Origin of the sequence: Mesorhizobium sp. AA23 (assembly GCF_001672435.1) — a bacterium.
Classification (GTDB): domain Bacteria; phylum Pseudomonadota; class Alphaproteobacteria; order Rhizobiales; family Rhizobiaceae; genus Mesorhizobium.
Genome location: NZ_LYTP01000002.1, coordinates 53496 through 69405 on the forward strand (window position 1 = coordinate 53496; position 15910 = coordinate 69405).

15 protein-coding genes and 1 tRNA gene are annotated in these 15910 nt (G+C 60.8%); 15 read left to right on the plus strand and 1 reads right to left on the minus strand.

Annotated features, from left to right (window positions below):
• Positions 1-56 precede the first annotated feature (56 nt).
• The 9 genes from glpD (at position 57) to A9K66_RS03750 (ending at position 9752) form a co-directional block, all read left to right on the plus strand.
• Positions 57-1583 (plus strand): glycerol-3-phosphate dehydrogenase, encoded by a 1527-nt coding sequence (glpD, locus tag A9K66_RS03710; protein WP_067319781.1) that lies wholly within the window; start codon positions 57-59, stop codon positions 1581-1583.
• A 39-nt stretch (positions 1584-1622) separates the two neighbouring features.
• Positions 1623-2702, plus strand: a complete 1080-nt coding sequence (locus A9K66_RS03715) for an ABC transporter ATP-binding protein (protein ID WP_067319782.1) — start codon at positions 1623-1625, stop codon at positions 2700-2702.
• Positions 2703-2712: 10 nt separating this feature from the next.
• Positions 2713-3780, plus strand: a complete 1068-nt coding sequence (locus A9K66_RS03720) for an ABC transporter ATP-binding protein (protein ID WP_067319784.1) — start codon at positions 2713-2715, stop codon at positions 3778-3780.
• Positions 3781-4647 carry a sugar ABC transporter permease gene (locus A9K66_RS03725; protein WP_066992534.1) on the plus strand — a complete coding sequence of 289 codons (867 nt, stop codon included), beginning with the start codon at positions 3781-3783 and terminating at the stop codon, positions 4645-4647.
• A gap of 1 nt (position 4648) precedes the next feature.
• A complete protein-coding gene (locus A9K66_RS03730) occupies positions 4649-5557 on the plus strand; it encodes a carbohydrate ABC transporter permease (RefSeq protein ID WP_066992537.1) in 909 nt (302 codons plus the stop codon).
• A gap of 3 nt (positions 5558-5560) precedes the next feature.
• Positions 5561-5848 carry a DUF2160 domain-containing protein gene (locus A9K66_RS03735; protein WP_067319787.1) on the plus strand — a complete coding sequence of 96 codons (288 nt, stop codon included), beginning with the start codon at positions 5561-5563 and terminating at the stop codon, positions 5846-5848.
• 77 nt (positions 5849-5925) lie between these two features.
• The gene (locus A9K66_RS03740) at positions 5926-7656 is read left to right on the plus strand and encodes an ABC transporter substrate-binding protein (RefSeq protein WP_066992542.1); all 1731 of its coding nucleotides are present in this window, start codon (positions 5926-5928) and stop codon (positions 7654-7656) included.
• A 90-nt stretch (positions 7657-7746) separates the two neighbouring features.
• Positions 7747-9240 (plus strand): glycerol kinase GlpK, encoded by a 1494-nt coding sequence (gene glpK / locus A9K66_RS03745; protein WP_067319790.1) that lies wholly within the window; start codon positions 7747-7749, stop codon positions 9238-9240.
• 32 nt (positions 9241-9272) lie between these two features.
• A complete protein-coding gene (locus A9K66_RS03750) occupies positions 9273-9752 on the plus strand; it encodes a DUF6882 domain-containing protein (RefSeq protein WP_067319793.1) in 480 nt (159 codons plus the stop codon).
• A gap of 67 nt (positions 9753-9819) precedes the next feature.
• Here A9K66_RS03750 and A9K66_RS03755 read toward each other — a convergent pair whose 3' ends face one another.
• On the minus strand, positions 9820-10275 hold the full coding sequence (locus tag A9K66_RS03755; protein WP_066992550.1) for a BA14K family protein: 456 nt from the start codon (positions 10273-10275) through the stop codon (positions 9820-9822).
• 285 nt (positions 10276-10560) lie between these two features.
• Between A9K66_RS03755 and A9K66_RS03760 the strand changes: the two genes are divergently transcribed.
• The 6 genes from A9K66_RS03760 to A9K66_RS03785 all read left to right on the plus strand — a co-directional run bounded on the left by A9K66_RS03760 (position 10561) and on the right by A9K66_RS03785 (position 15882).
• Positions 10561-10636: transfer RNA gene (locus A9K66_RS03760), tRNA-Lys, on the plus strand.
• Positions 10637-10954: 318 nt separating this feature from the next.
• Positions 10955-11935 carry a hypothetical protein gene (locus tag A9K66_RS03765; RefSeq protein ID WP_197507438.1) on the plus strand — a complete coding sequence of 327 codons (981 nt, stop codon included), beginning with the start codon at positions 10955-10957 and terminating at the stop codon, positions 11933-11935.
• 22 nt (positions 11936-11957) lie between these two features.
• On the plus strand, positions 11958-12986 hold the full coding sequence (locus A9K66_RS03770; RefSeq protein WP_156750999.1) for a hypothetical protein: 1029 nt from the start codon (positions 11958-11960) through the stop codon (positions 12984-12986).
• Positions 12987-13728: 742 nt separating this feature from the next.
• Entirely contained in the window at positions 13729-14268 is a 540-nt protein-coding gene (locus A9K66_RS03775) for a J domain-containing protein (protein ID WP_067319800.1), read from the plus strand.
• A gap of 183 nt (positions 14269-14451) precedes the next feature.
• A complete protein-coding gene (locus tag A9K66_RS03780; RefSeq protein WP_066992556.1) occupies positions 14452-14637 on the plus strand; it encodes a hypothetical protein in 186 nt (61 codons plus the stop codon).
• A gap of 99 nt (positions 14638-14736) precedes the next feature.
• On the plus strand, positions 14737-15882 hold the full coding sequence (locus A9K66_RS03785) for a hypothetical protein (protein ID WP_067319807.1): 1146 nt from the start codon (positions 14737-14739) through the stop codon (positions 15880-15882).
• Positions 15883-15910 lie beyond the last annotated feature (28 nt).

Sequence of the window (15910 nt, forward strand, 5' to 3'; positions counted from 1 at the left end):
CGCCACGGTTTCGCGAAACACAAAAATGGTGCAATGCGAAATCGTGGAGGAACCCTGTGGACGCATCTCCGATCCATGACATTTTTGTCATAGGCGGCGGCATCAATGGCTGCGGCATCGCCCGCGACGCCGTTGGCCGCGGATTTTCCGTATACCTCGCCGAGATGAACGATCTCGCCAGCGGGACTTCCTCCGGCTCGACCAAACTGATCCATGGCGGGTTGCGCTATCTCGAGTTCTACGAATTCCGGCTGGTGCGCGAAGCGCTGATGGAGCGCGAGGTTCTGTGGAAGAACGCGCCGCATATCATCTGGCCGATGCGCTTCGTGCTGCCCTACGCCAAGGGCCTGCGTCCGGCCTGGCTGATCCGGCTCGGCCTTTTCCTTTACGACCATATCGGCGGGCGCAAGCTGCTGCCGGCGACCAAGACGCTGGACATGGCCACCGATCCGGCCGGCAAGCCGCTGAAGCCGCTGTTCCGCAAGGCGTTCGAATATTCGGACGGCTGGGTCAACGATGCCCGCCTCGTGGCGCTCAATGCCCGCGACGCGGCCGACCGCGGCGCCGTCATCCGCACTCGCACCAAGGTGGTCAGCGCGCGCCGCGAGAGCGGGCTGTGGACGATCAAGATCCAGAACGTGCTGACCGGCGAGATCGAGGAAGTCCGCGCGCGTCTTCTCGTCAACGCCGCCGGGCCGTGGGTCGATCAGGTATTGGCAAAAACCGTCGGCCAGAACGATGTGCACAATGTTCGGCTGGTGCAGGGCAGCCACATCGTCATCGGCAAGAAGTTCGACGATCCGCGCGCCTATTTCTTTCAGAACAAGGACGGACGCATCATCTTCGCCATTCCTTACGAAGAAGAGTTCACGCTGATCGGCACCACCGACCGCGACTTTCCCGGCGATCCGCATGAGGTGAAGATCAGCGATACCGAGATCGACTATCTTTGCGCCGCCGCGAGCGAATATTTCGCCCAGCCGGTCAAGCGTTCGGACATCGTCTGGACCTATTCGGCGGTGCGCCCGCTTTATGACGACGGCGCCTCGAAGGCGCAGGAGGCGACGCGCGACTATGTGCTGAAGGCCGATGGCGGGGAGGGTGCTGCCCCCTTGCTCAACGCCTTCGGCGGCAAGATCACCACGTTCCGCCGGCTGGCGGAATCGATGCTGGAGAAGATCGAAGGCTTTCTCGGCAAGCGCGGCAAGCCATGGACCGCCAACGCGCCGCTGCCCGGCGGCGATTTTCCGGCGACCGGGTTCGACGAGCAGGTATCGAGGCTCAAGAACGCCTATCCGTTCCTCGACCAACGGCTGGCACGCAGGTTGACCCGGCTTTACGGCACGCGCGCGGAGAAGCTGCTTGGCCTCGCCAAGTCGAATGCCGATCTCGGCCGCAATTTCGGTGCCGACCTCTACGAAGCCGAGGTGCGCTACCTGGTCGAGAACGAGTGGGCGATCACCGCCGAGGACGTGCTGTGGCGCAGGACCAAACGCGGCCTGCATTTCAGCCGCGAGCAGACGGCGGCATTGGAAGAATTCATGCGCGGGTTGAGCAGCCGCCATGTCGCCGCGGCGGAATGAGGATCGAGCGCTGATGCGCAAGGCCTGGGAGGAGGCGTGATGCTGGAATTGAGGAACGTGACGAAGGCGGTCGGCGCGCAGGAGCATATTCGCGACGTGTCGCTGACGCTTCAGCACGGCTCGCTGAATGTCCTGCTCGGGCCGACGCTTTCCGGCAAGACCAGCCTGATGCGGCTGATGGCCGGGCTCGACGCGCCAACTTCGGGCTCCGTCTGGTTCGACGGCAAGGACGTCACCGGACAGCCGGTGCAGAAGCGCAACGTTGCCATGGTCTACCAGCAATTCATCAACTACCCGGCGATGACGGTGTACGAGAACATCGCCTCGCCGCTTCGGGTTGCCGGCGTCGAACAGGCCAGGATCGACAAGGAGGTGCGCAACGCTGCGGCACTTCTCAAGCTCACGCCCTATCTCGACCGCACGCCGCTCAACCTCTCGGGCGGCCAGCAGCAGCGCACGGCGCTTGCCCGCGCCATCGTCAAGAACGCCAGCCTGGTGCTGCTCGACGAGCCGCTCGCCAATCTCGACTACAAGCTGCGCGAGGAATTGCGCGCCGAACTGCCGAAGATTTTCGCCGCGGCGGGCACGATCTTCGTCTATGCCACGACCGAGCCGCACGAGGCGCTTTTGCTCGGCGGCAACACCGCGACGCTTTCGGAAGGTCGCGTCACGCAGTTCGGCCCAACCGTCGAGGTGTTCCGCAAGCCGGTCGACCTGGTGACGGCGCGGACCTTCGCCGACCCTCCGCTCAACACCATTGTGCTCGCCAAGAAGGGATCGGACTTCCTTCTCGAAGGAGGCGTGAAGCTGCCGGTGCCGCCCGAACTGCTCGGCATTCCGGATGCCAGCTACACGATCGGCTTCCAGCCGCACCATTTGTCGCTGGAGCGTCCCAACCCCGGCGCCGTGCCGGTGCGGGCCAAGGTCACCATCACCGAGATCACCGGCTCGGAAAGCTTCGTCCATCTCGACTTCGCCGACGCGCGCTGGGTGATGCTCGCGCACGGCATCCTCGATTTCGAGACCGACGACGAGGTCGAGGTGTTCATCGACCCGCGCCACATCATGGTCTTCGACCAGAACGGCCGCGCGGTGACTGCGTCGAAGCTGGCGGCCTGAGGAGGGAGCGATGGCACGCATCGACGTCAACCACATCCGCCACTCCTACCTGACCAATCCAAAGAAGGATTCGGATTTCGCGCTGAAGGAAGTGCATCACACCTTCGAGGACGGCGGCGCCTATGCGCTGCTCGGGCCGTCCGGCTGCGGCAAGACCACCTTGCTCAACATCATCTCGGGGCTGCTCCATCCCTCGCACGGCCAGCTTCTGTTCAACGGCCGGAACGTGACCAATCTGTCGACGCAAGAGCGCAATATCGCCCAGGTGTTCCAATTCCCGGTCATCTACGACACCATGACCGTCTACGACAATCTGGCCTTTCCGCTGCGCAACCGCCGCGTGCCGGAGGCCGATGTCGACCGCAAGGTGCGCGAGACGCTCGACATGATCGATCTCGCCTCGATGGCGAACCGGAAGGCGCGCCGGCTGACCGCCGACCAGAAGCAGAAGATCTCGCTCGGTCGAGGACTAGTGCGCTCGGACGTCAACGCCATCCTGTTCGACGAGCCGCTCACCGTCATCGATCCGCATATGAAATGGGTGCTGCGTTCGCAGCTGAAGCAACTGCATCGCCGCTTCGGCTACACCATGGTCTATGTCACGCACGACCAGACCGAAGCGCTGACTTTCGCCGATCGCGTCGTGGTCATGTATGACGGCGAGATCGTGCAGATCGGCACGCCGGCCGAGTTGTTCGAGCGGCCGCGCCACACCTTCGTCGGCTATTTCATCGGTTCGCCGGGCATGAATGTGCTTCCGGTTGCGCTCGAAGGCAGGACGGCGTTGCTCGGCTCGCAGCGCATCGAACTGCCGGGCGCACCCAAGGCCGAAGCCGGTCCCGTCGAGCTCGGCATCCGTCCCGAATATGTCCGGCTCGGCCGCGAAGGCATGGCGGTTTCCGTCAGCAAGGTCGAGGATGTTGGCCGCCACAAGGTGGTTCGCGCCAATCTCGAGGGCAAAGAGATCGCCGCCGTCATCGGCGAGGACGATGAGGTGCCGACCGAACCCAGGGTCCGCTTCGATCCGGCCGGCATCAACATCTATGCCGATTCATGGCGCGTCGAGATGGGGGCGTAGATGGAAAAGACCTGGAACAACAAAGCCTGGTTCCTCGTCCTGCCGGTGTTGGTGCTGGTGGCCTTCTCGGCCGTCATTCCGCTGATGACCGTCGTCAACTATTCGGTGCAGGACACGTTCGGCAACAATGTCTTCTTCTGGGCCGGCACCGAGTGGTTCGAGGAGTTGCTGGCGTCCGACCGCTTCTGGGAAGCGATGGCGCGCAACCTGATCTTCTCCTTCATCATCCTGGCGATCGAGGTGCCGCTCGGCATCTTCATCGCGCTCAACATGCCGAAGAAGGGATGGGGCGTGCCGGTCTGCCTGGTGCTGATGGCGCTGCCGCTGCTCATCCCATGGAACGTCGTCGGCACGATCTGGCAGGTGTTCGGCCGCAACGACATTGGCCTGCTCGGCTACTACGTCAACGCATTCGGCATCGACTACAACTATGTCCAGGATCCGATCGACGCGTGGGTCACCGTCATCATCATGGACGTGTGGCACTGGACGAGCCTGGTCGTGCTGCTCTGCTATGCCGGCCTGGTTTCGATCCCGGACGCCTTCTACCAGGCGGCCAAGATCGACGGCGCCTCGCGCTGGGCGGTGTTCCGCTATATCCAGCTGCCGAAGATGCAGCGCGTGCTGCTGATCGCGGTGCTGCTGCGCTTCATGGACTCCTTCATGATCTATACCGAGCCCTTCGTCGTCACCGGCGGCGGTCCCGGCAATTCGACCACGTTCCTGTCGATCGACCTCGTCAAGATGGCGCTCGGTCAGTTCGATCTCGGTCCGGCGGCGGCCATGTCGCTGGTCTATTTCCTGATCATCCTGTTGTTGTCGTGGGTGTTCTACACCGTGATGACCAACTACGACGCGGAGCGCTGAGATGGCGAGCGCAAACGAGACGACACGCGTAAGCGAAGCGGCGGTCACCGAGGTAGGCAGCACCCTTTCGCAGGACGAGGTGGCGAAGCTGATGCGGCGCCGGGGCGAGGAATCGCGCTGGTGGTGGATTGTGCCGACGCTCTACATCGTCGTGCTGCTGCTGCCGATCTACTGGCTCATCAACATGAGCTTCAAGACCAATGCGGAGATCGTCTCGTCGCTGACGTTGTTCCCGCACAATCCGACGCTGGCAAACTACCGCACCATCTTCACCGATGCGTCCTGGTATTCGGGCTACATCAATTCGATCACCTATGTGGTGATGAACATGGTGATCTCGGTGGCCGTGGCGCTGCCCGCGGCGTACGCCTTCTCGCGCTACCGCTTCCTCGGCGACAAGCACCTGTTCTTCTGGCTGTTGACGAACCGCATGGCGCCGCCGGCGGTGTTCGCCCTGCCGTTCTTCCAGCTCTATTCGGCCTTCGGCCTGATCGACACGCATATCGCGGTGGCGCTGGCGCACTGTCTGTTCAACGTGCCGCTGGCGGTGTGGATCCTGGAAGGCTTCATGTCCGGGGTGCCGAAGGAGATCGACGAGACCGCCTATATCGACGGCTATTCCTTCCCGCGCTTCTTCGTAAAGATCTTCATGCCGCTGATCGCGAGCGGCATCGGTGTCGCCTGCTTCTTCTGCTTCATGTTCTCTTGGGTGGAGCTTTTGATCGCCCGCACGCTGACGACGACCGACGCCAAGCCGATCGCGGCCACCATGACCCGCACCGTCTCGGCCGCCGGCATGGACTGGGGGCTGCTCGCCGCAGCCGGCGTGCTGACGCTGATCCCCGGCGCGCTGGTGATCTGGTTTGTGCGCAACTATATCGCCAAGGGCTTCGCCCTGGGGAGGGTGTGATCGATGAACCTCGACTTCTCCTGGATGGCGTGGACGTTGCCGACGGCGGCTTTCTTCGGAACGGTATTGCTGCTGCTGGTCGGCATGGCGGCCTGGGAATATGCCTCGCCGGGCGGCAATCCGCGCGTTGGGATCCTGCGCTTCGAAACGACGCGCGGCGACCGCCTCTTCCTGTCGCTGCTCGGCAGCGCCTTTATCCATCTCGCTTGGCTGGGTCTCGTAGGACCCAACCTGTGGTGGGCTCTCGCTCTCTCCGTGGTCTACGCGATCGGCGTATTCCGATACGTATAGAGGGGGAAATAGTTGGAGCGGCCGCGTGCCGGCGGCCGCTCCAGATCGCACTTGCAACCTAAGACTGGAGGAAACACATGCGACGGCAAATTTTTACATCAACGACAGCCATTGCACTATTGCTGGGCGTCGGTAACGCCTATGCCGGTATGGACGAGGCAAAAGCCTTTCTCGACAAGGAGATAGGTGATCTGTCGACGCTTTCGCGCGCCGATCAGGAAAAGGAAATGCAGTGGTTCATCGACGCAGCCAAGCCGTTTGCCGGCATGGACATCAAGGTCGTGTCGGAAACCATCGCCACCCATTCCTATGAATCGCAGGTGCTGGCGCCGGCCTTCTCGGCCATCACCGGCATCAAGGTCACCCACGACACGATCCAGGAAGGTGACGTCGTCGAGAAGATCCAGACCCAGATGCAGACCGGTCAGAACCTCTATGACGGCTGGGTCAACGACTCCGACCTGATCGGCACGCACTGGCGCTACCAGCAGGTGCGCAACCTGACCGACTGGATGGAAGGCGACGGCAAGGACGTCACCAATCCGAATCTCGACCTGAAGGACTTCATCGGCACCTCGTTCACGACGGCGCCCGACAAGAAGCTCTATCAACTGCCGGACCAGCAGTTCGCGAACCTCTACTGGTTCCGCTACGACTGGTTCAACGACGAGAAGAACAAGGCCGACTTCAAGGCCAAGTACGGCTACGACCTCGGCGTTCCCGTCAACTGGTCGGCCTATGAGGACATCGCCGCGTTCTTCACCGGCCGCGAAATCGATGGCAAGAAGGTCTACGGCCACATGGACTACGGCAAGAAGGACCCGTCGCTCGGCTGGCGGTTCACCGACGCCTGGCTGTCCATGGCCGGCAACGGCGACAAGGGCATTCCGAACGGCCTGCCGGTCGACGAATGGGGCATCAAGGTCGACGAGAATTCGCGGCCCGTGGGCTCCTGCACCGCGCGCGGCGGCGACACGAATGGTCCGGCTGCCGTCTACTCGATCCAGAAATACCTCGACTGGCTGAAGGCCTACGCTCCGGCCGAAGCGCAGGGCATGACCTTCTCCGAATCCGGCCCGGTTCCGGCGCAGGGTGGGGTGGCCCAGCAGATCTTCTGGTACACCGCTTTCACCGCCTCGATGGTCGACGCCAGCGCCAAGGCGGTGCTGAACGACGACGGCACGCCGAAGTGGCGCATGGCGCCGTCGCCGCATGGTGTCTACTGGAAGGACGGCATGAAGCTCGGCTACCAGGACGTGGGTTCCTGGACGTTGATGAAGTCGACGCCGACCGACCGCGCCAAGGCCGCCTGGCTTTACGCCCAGTTCGTCACCTCGAAGACCGTCGACGTGAAGAAGAGCCATGTCGGCTTGACCTTCATCCGCGAGAGCACGATCCACGACAAGAGCTTCACCGAGCGCGCTCCGAAGCTCGGCGGCCTGATCGAGTTCTACCGCTCGCCGGCCCGCGTCCAGTGGTCGCCGACCGGCACCAACGTGCCTGACTATCCGAAGCTCGCTCAGCTCTGGTGGCAAGCGATCGGCGATGCGTCGTCGGGCGCCAAAACCGCGCAGGAAGCGATGGACTCGCTTTGCGCCGAGCAGGAAAAGGTCATGAGCCGCATCGAAAAGTCGGGCGTCCAGGGCGATATCGGCCCGAAGATGGCCGAAGAGCATGATCTCGAATACTGGAACAAGGACGCGGTCTCGAAGGGCAACCTTGCGCCGCAGTTGAAGATCGAGAACGAAAAGGAAAAGCCGATCACCATCAACTACGACGAGCTGGTGAAGAGCTGGCAGCAGCAGTAACTGCATGACGCAGGCCCGCGAGCCTGTGTAGGAAATGCAGGGGAGGCGGCTTGGCCGTCTCCCCTGTTGCATGAGAAGTGGAGGGACGGAATGAGCGGTTTTGTGCTGGCCATCGACCAGGGAACGACCTCGACCAGGGCGATCGTCTTCGACAGCGAAATGAAAGTCGCCGGCACGGGCCAGCAGGAATTCACGCAGCATTATCCGGCTTCCGGCTGGGTCGAGCATGATCCGGAAGACATTTGGGCAAGCGTGCTCGCGACAGTGAAGGCGGCGCTGAAGGCTGCCGGTTGCGCAGCATCGGATATGGCCGCGATCGGCATCACCAACCAGCGCGAGACGGTGGTCATCTGGGACAAGGCGACGGGAAAACCGATCCACAACGCGATTGTGTGGCAGGACAGACGAACCGCGCCGCTTTGCCAGAAGCTCAAGAAGCAAGGGCTGGAGAAGACGTTCACGAAAAAGACCGGGTTGCTGCTCGATCCCTATTTCTCCGGCACCAAGATCGCCTGGATGCTGGACAAGGTGAAGGGCGCGAGAAAGCGCGCCGAGAAAGGCGAATTGCTCGCCGGCACGATCGACAGTTTTCTCATCTGGCGCCTGACCGGCGGCAAGGTACACGCCACCGATGCCACCAACGCCTCGCGCACGCTGGTCTACAACATCGAGAAGAATGTCTGGGACGACGAGCTGCTGTCCATCCTGAACATACCGGCCGCGGTCCTGCCGCAGGTGAAGGACTGCGCCGATGATTTCGGTGTCACAGAAAAGAGCCTTTTCGGCGCCGAGATGAGGATTCTCGGGGTCGCCGGCGACCAGCACGCAGCGACCATCGGCCAGGCCTGTTTCGAGCCGGGCATGATGAAGTCCACCTACGGCACCGGCTGCTTCGCGCTGCTGAACACCGGCGCCGATCTGGTGCGCTCGAAGAACCGGCTCTTGACCACCATCGCCTATCGGTTGAACGGCAAGACCACCTATGCGCTGGAGGGCTCGATCTTCATTGCGGGTGCCGCCGTGCAATGGCTGCGCGACGGCATCAAGGTGATCGGCAAGGCCGAGCAGAGCGGCGCGCTGGCGGCGACCGCCGATCCGGCGCAACAAGTCTATCTGGTGCCGGCCTTTGTCGGCCTGGGCGCGCCGCACTGGGACGCGGATGCCCGCGGCGCGATCTTCGGCCTGACGCGCAATTCAGGCCCGGCCGAGTTCGCGCGCGCGGCGCTCGAATCCGTCGCCTTCCAGACGCGCGACCTGCTCGACGCCATGCGCAAGGATTGGAAGGGCGCTTCCGCCAAGACCGTGCTGCGGGTCGACGGCGGCATGGTCGCATCGGATTGGACCATGCAGAGGTTGGCCGACATCCTCGACGCGCCGGTCGATCGGCCGACCATCCTGGAAACGACCGCGCTGGGTGCCGCCTGGCTTGCCGGATCCAAAGCCGGCGTGTGGCCGAAGGCGAAGGAGTTTGCCAAGACCTGGGCTCTCGATAAGCGCTTCAAGCCGGATATGGACGCCGCCACCCGTTCCGCCAAGCTGAGTGGCTGGCGCGACGCAGTGCGCAGGACGCTGAGTGTGCAATGAGGGGCGCGGGAGACACGGCAAGGCGAGGGGGCATGAAGCATCCGGACTGGTACCCCGCATGGCGTGACGAGGCTTTCGACCAACTGAACGCCAAGAACCATCGTTTGGAGGATGAATTCCGCCTCGGCAGCTGGCAGCGCTACGACTATGACTTAACCACCGGAAAACTGCTTTTTTCGGCAGATGGTGTCGTCAAGGTGGTCGCTCACATACAGATTGCCGGCTCTACAAGCGCCAAGGCGGACAACTGGCTATGGGCTTGGGCAAATTCAAATTTGCCGGGCGACCTTCTCAGCGACGCCAAACTGGTTCGGTCATTCGGCGAGGAGAAGGGCATAGACGAACTGGCGCAGGCTTATGTGCTCGACGTGGCCGATGACCTCGAAGCGCTTGGTTGGGGACTGACCGGTGCCATGGTTCGGATTTGCAACGCGCTCGGAGCCTATCGCTCACCGCGAGGGGAAGGCGGGGGCCTGTACCTGATATTGAAAAGCGTCAACTGGGCCAGCTGAATGAACAGAGAGCCCGTGCCTTGCGGCACGGGCTCGGTCAACGACCCTGGATACTGACTGGAGGCTGTCAGTAGGGCGAAACGCACTGCTGACGCGGGCCGTTGTAGGGCTGGAAAGTGTTGTCCGAGGCGCGATAAGACCGATAACGGTCATAGCACCACTGCACATGCGCATCGCCGCCACGATAGACGCGGTTCTGGCTGTTGATGATGGCGCCGGTAATCAGCGCGCCGGTGGCGAAGGCAGCGAGCGGGAACCAATAATCGCCATGCCGGCGATAGCCGCGGCGATATTCACGGTAGCCGCGATGGCCATTCCAGTAGACGACGCCGTCCCGACGCGAGAAATCGCGGTTGAAGCTGCGGTGTCGTCTCCAATCCCGATACTGCACGGTCTGGACATCCGACCAGAGGCCCTGGGATTGTGGCACATAGGCCGGCTGAGCGTTGACCGGCACCATCTCCGCCGCGATGAACGACGCCGAGAGGGCGGCTGCCATCAGGCCTGATGCGATCCTTTTCATCGATGTACTCCTCAAGGGTTTGGTAATCGTCCCTGTGTTGCGAAACGAGCCTGGGTTGCAATGGTTCCCGCATCTCCATCAACCTGTTGTTATCGTAGGGCTTTCTGAAGCGGCCCGGGTCCGGGTGATTGGTGGAGGCACCGAACGCTTCTCCCGGCCACCTTAAGCGCTCCCTTGGAATCCGTTCAAAAATCCGCCTTGGAAGCCGGTGTTTTTCCGGTTGACCGGTCGCGGCACTCTCCCTATGTTCCGCGCAATTTCGAGGGCGGCGTTTTGAGCCCGCGGGAGCGCGTAGCTCAGCCGGTAGAGCAACTGACTTTTAATCAGTAGGTCATGGGTTCGAATCCCATCGCGCTCACCAAAAATTCACGAAAGATCAATGTCTTAGGGATCCTGTTCTTAACAGAGCCGGAACGTGCGATTTTTGCGCGACCCCGTGCGACATTGGGAAAAGTCAACAGGGTCCATCGCCTATGCTGCGATCCGCAGGATCCTCGACATGTCGCGGTTGGCGCGATCCTGTCGAGAGCACAATGGCAGAGAGTGACGGCTGAGTGCCCTAGCTGGTAGCGCTGCCGGGACGGCTATTTTGGCCGCCACGGGCGGCAAATGGGCAACGCTCGTTTCTGATGGAGCCAACTGGGTTATCATGCAGGCGGCGTAATGCTATGAGGCGCGCATGCGTCTCGTGACATTGCTCCTGCTTCTTCTCGCCCTCCCTGCCAGCGCTGGTCAGGTCGAACGCCTAGGCCTGCTCATCACGCCATCGATGCTCCCCGCTGGGATCGGCGACAATATCGACGGCCCGTCGCTGGTCGAGATGCCCGATTGGGTGCCGAACAGGCTAGGTAGGTACTATCTCTACTTCGCGCATCACAAGGGCACCTATATCCGACTGGCCTATGCCGACCGGATCGAGGGGCCTTACAAGATCTATGAACCCGGCACGCTTCGCCTTGACCAGTGCCGGCCTTGCGAAAACCATGTCGCGTCGCCTGACGTTCACATCGATGAGGCGACGAAAACCATCAGGATGTATTTTCACTCGCCGTCTGCTTTCTCCGGCCATGAGCAGATGAGCTTCCTGGCGACGTCCCGCGATGGCCTGAATTTCCAGACCGAAGGCGCCGAGCTCGGCATCTACTACTTCCGCGTTTTCGACTATGGCGACGCGACCTACGCGCTAGGCAAGGCTCGCCTCTATCGCTCCACAGACGGCGGCAAGTCGTTCGTCGGCGGCCCGGCGATCTACAGCGCCCCCGGATCGAACCCGCAGAGGTTCAACGAACCCGGCAACATTCGGCACGCCGCCGGCCGCGTCGTTGGCGATACGCTTGAAGTCTATTTCAGCCGGCAAGGCGACGCGCCGGAATCAATCATGCGTGGCACGATCGACCTGACTAAGCCATGGCTCGACTGGACGCTGACGAATATAGAAACCGTCCTGAAACCGGAGATGCCATGGGAAGGCGCAAACCTGCCGGTCAAGCCGTCGCACGCCGGCAAGGAAGCTGCGCAGGCGAATGCGCTTCGCGATCCCGCTTTGTTTGAGGATGGTGGAAAAGTATTTCTTCTCTACAGTGTCGCCGGCGAGCAGGGTATAGCAATGGCTTTGATCCCATCTGCCGCATCGCAGGGAAGCGCGAAAGGCAGTCGCTAGGTCAGTCTGGGGGCGGGCTGTTGTGAAAATCTTTGTCCATGGCGGGATGCATAAGACTGCGACAAAATCGCTGCAATGGCTTCTCTACCAAAAGAGAGCGCTGTTGATCGAACGCGGAATTTTTTATCCGGATATTGGAGCGCTGCACCATCACAGCCTGCTCAGTACGAAGCGCAAAGGATGGTCTCCTCAGCTTTGCACGAACGAAATTCGAAACGCGGAGGCCGCAGGCGCCCACTCGCTTATTCTCTCGGCCGAAGGGGTCTCTATCTTATCGGCTGGGCAATTTCGCCAACTGAGCAGCACCTTTCGTGGCCATGATCTGACCTATATCTTTTGCCTGCGTCACTGGGCCAGTTACATGCCGTCCCGATGGTCGCAGTACTGTCGACGTCGAGACACCCAAACATTCGCTGACTATGTAGCAGCGGCTTCGAACCCTGCTCTCCGGCACGTGGATCTGCATTTCGACGATGTTTTGGGGAATGCGATCACCAGTGCTGAATGTGGCTTGAAGGTGGTTTCCTACAATAATGCGCTGGCTACTGACGGGGTGCTCGCGGCCCTGCTCCGCGCCTTCGACTTTGATGATAGTCTCGTGTCCGCACTCAACGATGAAGAAACATGGACTAATACGCGGGACGCGTGGCGCACGGTCGAAATTTCTAGACTGCTCAACGGTGCGTTGGCCTCGCGCCGTGGTCTTCGCCAGAATGAACTTTTTCGGGCTGTTGGCGAACGCAGGACATGCAGCGAGTTCTTCGATCTCTCGTCGCGCTTTGCCATGGTTGACGCTCAACTGATGTCCGATCTCGGCGATATGTTGGAAGATCGAGCCGAGGTAATTCGGTTCCCCGGCGCCGTGGGCTCCGACGTCGAGAGTTCGCTAAACTCCAAATACCTTCGGAACGTCACCAACCCGATAGACGGCAAGCTTTTTGCTACTACCGGCTGGTCTGAAGTGACTGCCACAAACATCACGTGGGAAGAATTCGAAGGCAAAGCACAGACCATTATGGATAGGGCTCTCTCGGAGATCGGCCTAAGCTAGAGCCCCTCGAAGATCTCCCAATTGACATTGCGCCAACAGGCTTGATATCGCATTGTTACCCACTGCACTCCGAGAACGCTGTTTTAGCAATTGCTTGCAATCAAGCCAAAGCAGGATCATGCTTATGAAACGGGCGGAGGAGGCCATCAAAGCTAGGCGGTGGTTGAATGGGTAAAGATCATGGACGCGGTCTGTTACGTCCCGGGCGCATTCTGTCTCTTGTCGGTTCTGGTGAATGTCGCAATGGCGTTTATCGTCATAGCACCGTTTGCCGCTACGCGCCTGCTCGTGTTGAGGATGCACGAGAACTCCGTCGAAAGCTTGCAGCCAGTCTAACCATACCCGACCAGGTGGCATTTGGCCTTCCTGTCTCGTCTTGGGACGGGAATGCTTGGCATCGGCTTTGCACCCCAGACATGGCCGGCTTGATCCCCGGCAGCTCGTCGGGCTTGAAGGCCGTTGTTGGGGCCTCGCCCGGCGAGTTCTTCCCAAAGTGACCCTGCCGGCGCTGCTGCTCTCTCGCTTCCATGTCAGCTCGCGTTGATAATAAATTGAGGCATCCTTGGCGCAGCATCCCGCCTAGGCCGCTCAACAGCCTTCCGTGAATTCTGACTGCCAGGTTCCGCAAGATCGCTTGCGGCGAGTCACTCATGCTCGGCATGCGGCTTGCGCGGGCAGGACGGTTGCGCGATGCTGCCGTTGGGGAGTGGTGTCGCAATATCGATTCTGTGGAATCACCACTATGTTCGTTGACTACTATGAGCTGCTCGAGATCAGCCCGAACGCGAATTCGGAAACGATCGAGCGGATATTTCGTTACTTTGCCATGCGCTACCATCCCGACAATCGGGATACCGGCAATGAGTCACGCTTCAGCGAAATCGTAGAAGCCCATAATACGCTCAAGGATCCAGTCAAACGCGCCCAATACGATGTCCAGTATAGAGACCATTTGAGCGTTCGCCGCGAGCTCGCCGAAGAAGCCAGCGATGCCAAAGGGCTTGAACGGGACGTTGTCATCCAGGCCAAGCTGCTGTCGCTTCTCTATGTAAAACGTCGACAGGATGTCAACAATCCTGGCATCGGCGATGAAGAGCTCGAACGCTTGTCGGGCTGCCCGCGAGAACATCTGGAATTTCATCTTTGGTATCTGAAGGCAAAGAGCTGGATAGCAAGGATCGAAAACGGGATGTTCGCGATCACCGTAGACGGCATCGATCGCGCCAATTCAGAGCATCGCCGTGAAACCGTCGCAACCAGGCTGCTGGATCATGCAACTTGACGATGCCCTCTGATACTGCCGGCTGATCGGTTGCTTTTACATTCGCGAATGCTTGTGTTCGAATTCGCCGGGGCCATGGTTGCCCGGCGAGTAGGATCGATCCGGTGTGGGCCGGCCGCGCCATGCCTGGTTCCGTGCAACCTGGCAGGTAGCGTCAGGATGGCGGCCCAAGGGGAGGATAAATTGCCCGAGAAGAAGGTGATTGCCGTCAAAGACTGGACTTGCGCCATGAGTGACGAACTCGGCCGCGTGGCCCTGACCGTCAATCCGACAGACGGTGAGCCGATCCTGGTCTTGCTGACGATCTTTCAGGCGGCAAAGATGGGGCGCGAGCTGCAGTCGCCGAAACGCGTTCAGTTTTCCATCTAACTGGGATCGAGACGTCGGCAAAGGCTGGAGCGGCACCCCAACCTTGTCGCCAGGCGGGGTGGCGGCTAAGCTCGATCCTTCCCGAAGGAGAGCTCGACCATGGCACTTGACCTTTCGGTGGATGCTTCAGCCGCTAAAGCGGCGACGCTGCCTGGCAAATATCTGTTTGGCCCGGTCGCCGATTTCCTCATGCTCGGCGGCAGCGCGTTTCTGATCCTGCCCATCCTGTTCCTGGTGCCGCTCGAATATGAAGGCCTCGTCGCTGCAACCATGGTCGTCGTGGCATATCTGGTCAACTACCCCCACTTCGCCCACTCGTACCAGATTTTCTATCGCAATTTCGGGCGCAAGGTGAGGGGCAACGGATACGAGAAGAGCCTGCAGCTTCGCTATATTTTCGCGGGCATCGTCGTCCCCCTGATCATGGCCGCGTTCTTTGCATATGGCGCGGCAAGGGCGGACTCTCGGCTGCTGGGATACGCAGCCAACGCCATGTTCTTCTTCGTCGGTTGGCACTACGTCAAGCAAGGCTACGGCATGCTGATGGTCGACGCCGTGCTGAAGCGTAAATTCTTCGACGATCGTGACAAGAAGGTGCTGCTGGTCAACAGCTATGTCGTGTGGATCCTGGCATGGCTCCAGACGAACACGGCGGTGACCCAGGGGAAATATTACGGCCTGGAATATTACACATTCGCGGTCCCTTCCTGGATAACCAACATTGCCCTGCTGGCGGCCGTCGCCTCGACGGCGGCCACGGTTCTGATGCTGATCAACCGCTGGCACAGAAATGGTCATGCGCTGCCGTATAACGGCATCGTAGCCTATGTCGCGTCGCTCTATCTGTGGATCCTGATTGCGAGGATAAACCCGCTCTGGCTGCTAGTGGTGCCGGCGCTCCACTCGCTGCAGTATCTGGCCGTGGTCTGGCGCTACCAGACGAACGTCGAGCGCGACGTCGCGGATGCCGCACAAGATCCGCAACCGAAGGTACTGTCCTTTCTCGGACCTCTCTACAGGCTTAGGGTTCTGGGATTCATCGTCGGGGGTGGTGCGCTCGGATATCTCGGCTTCTGGCTTATGCCGATGGCGATGACTGCCTTGATCCCCTACGACAAGCAAGTCCTCGGGTCCTCGCTGTTCTTCTTCATCGTGCTGATCTTCATCAACGTGCACCACTATTTTCTGGACAATGTGATGTGGCGCCGCGGCAATCCTGAAGTGTCCAAATACTTGTTCCGCTAACGCTGAAGCCGCAGGTCGGAGCGGCAGC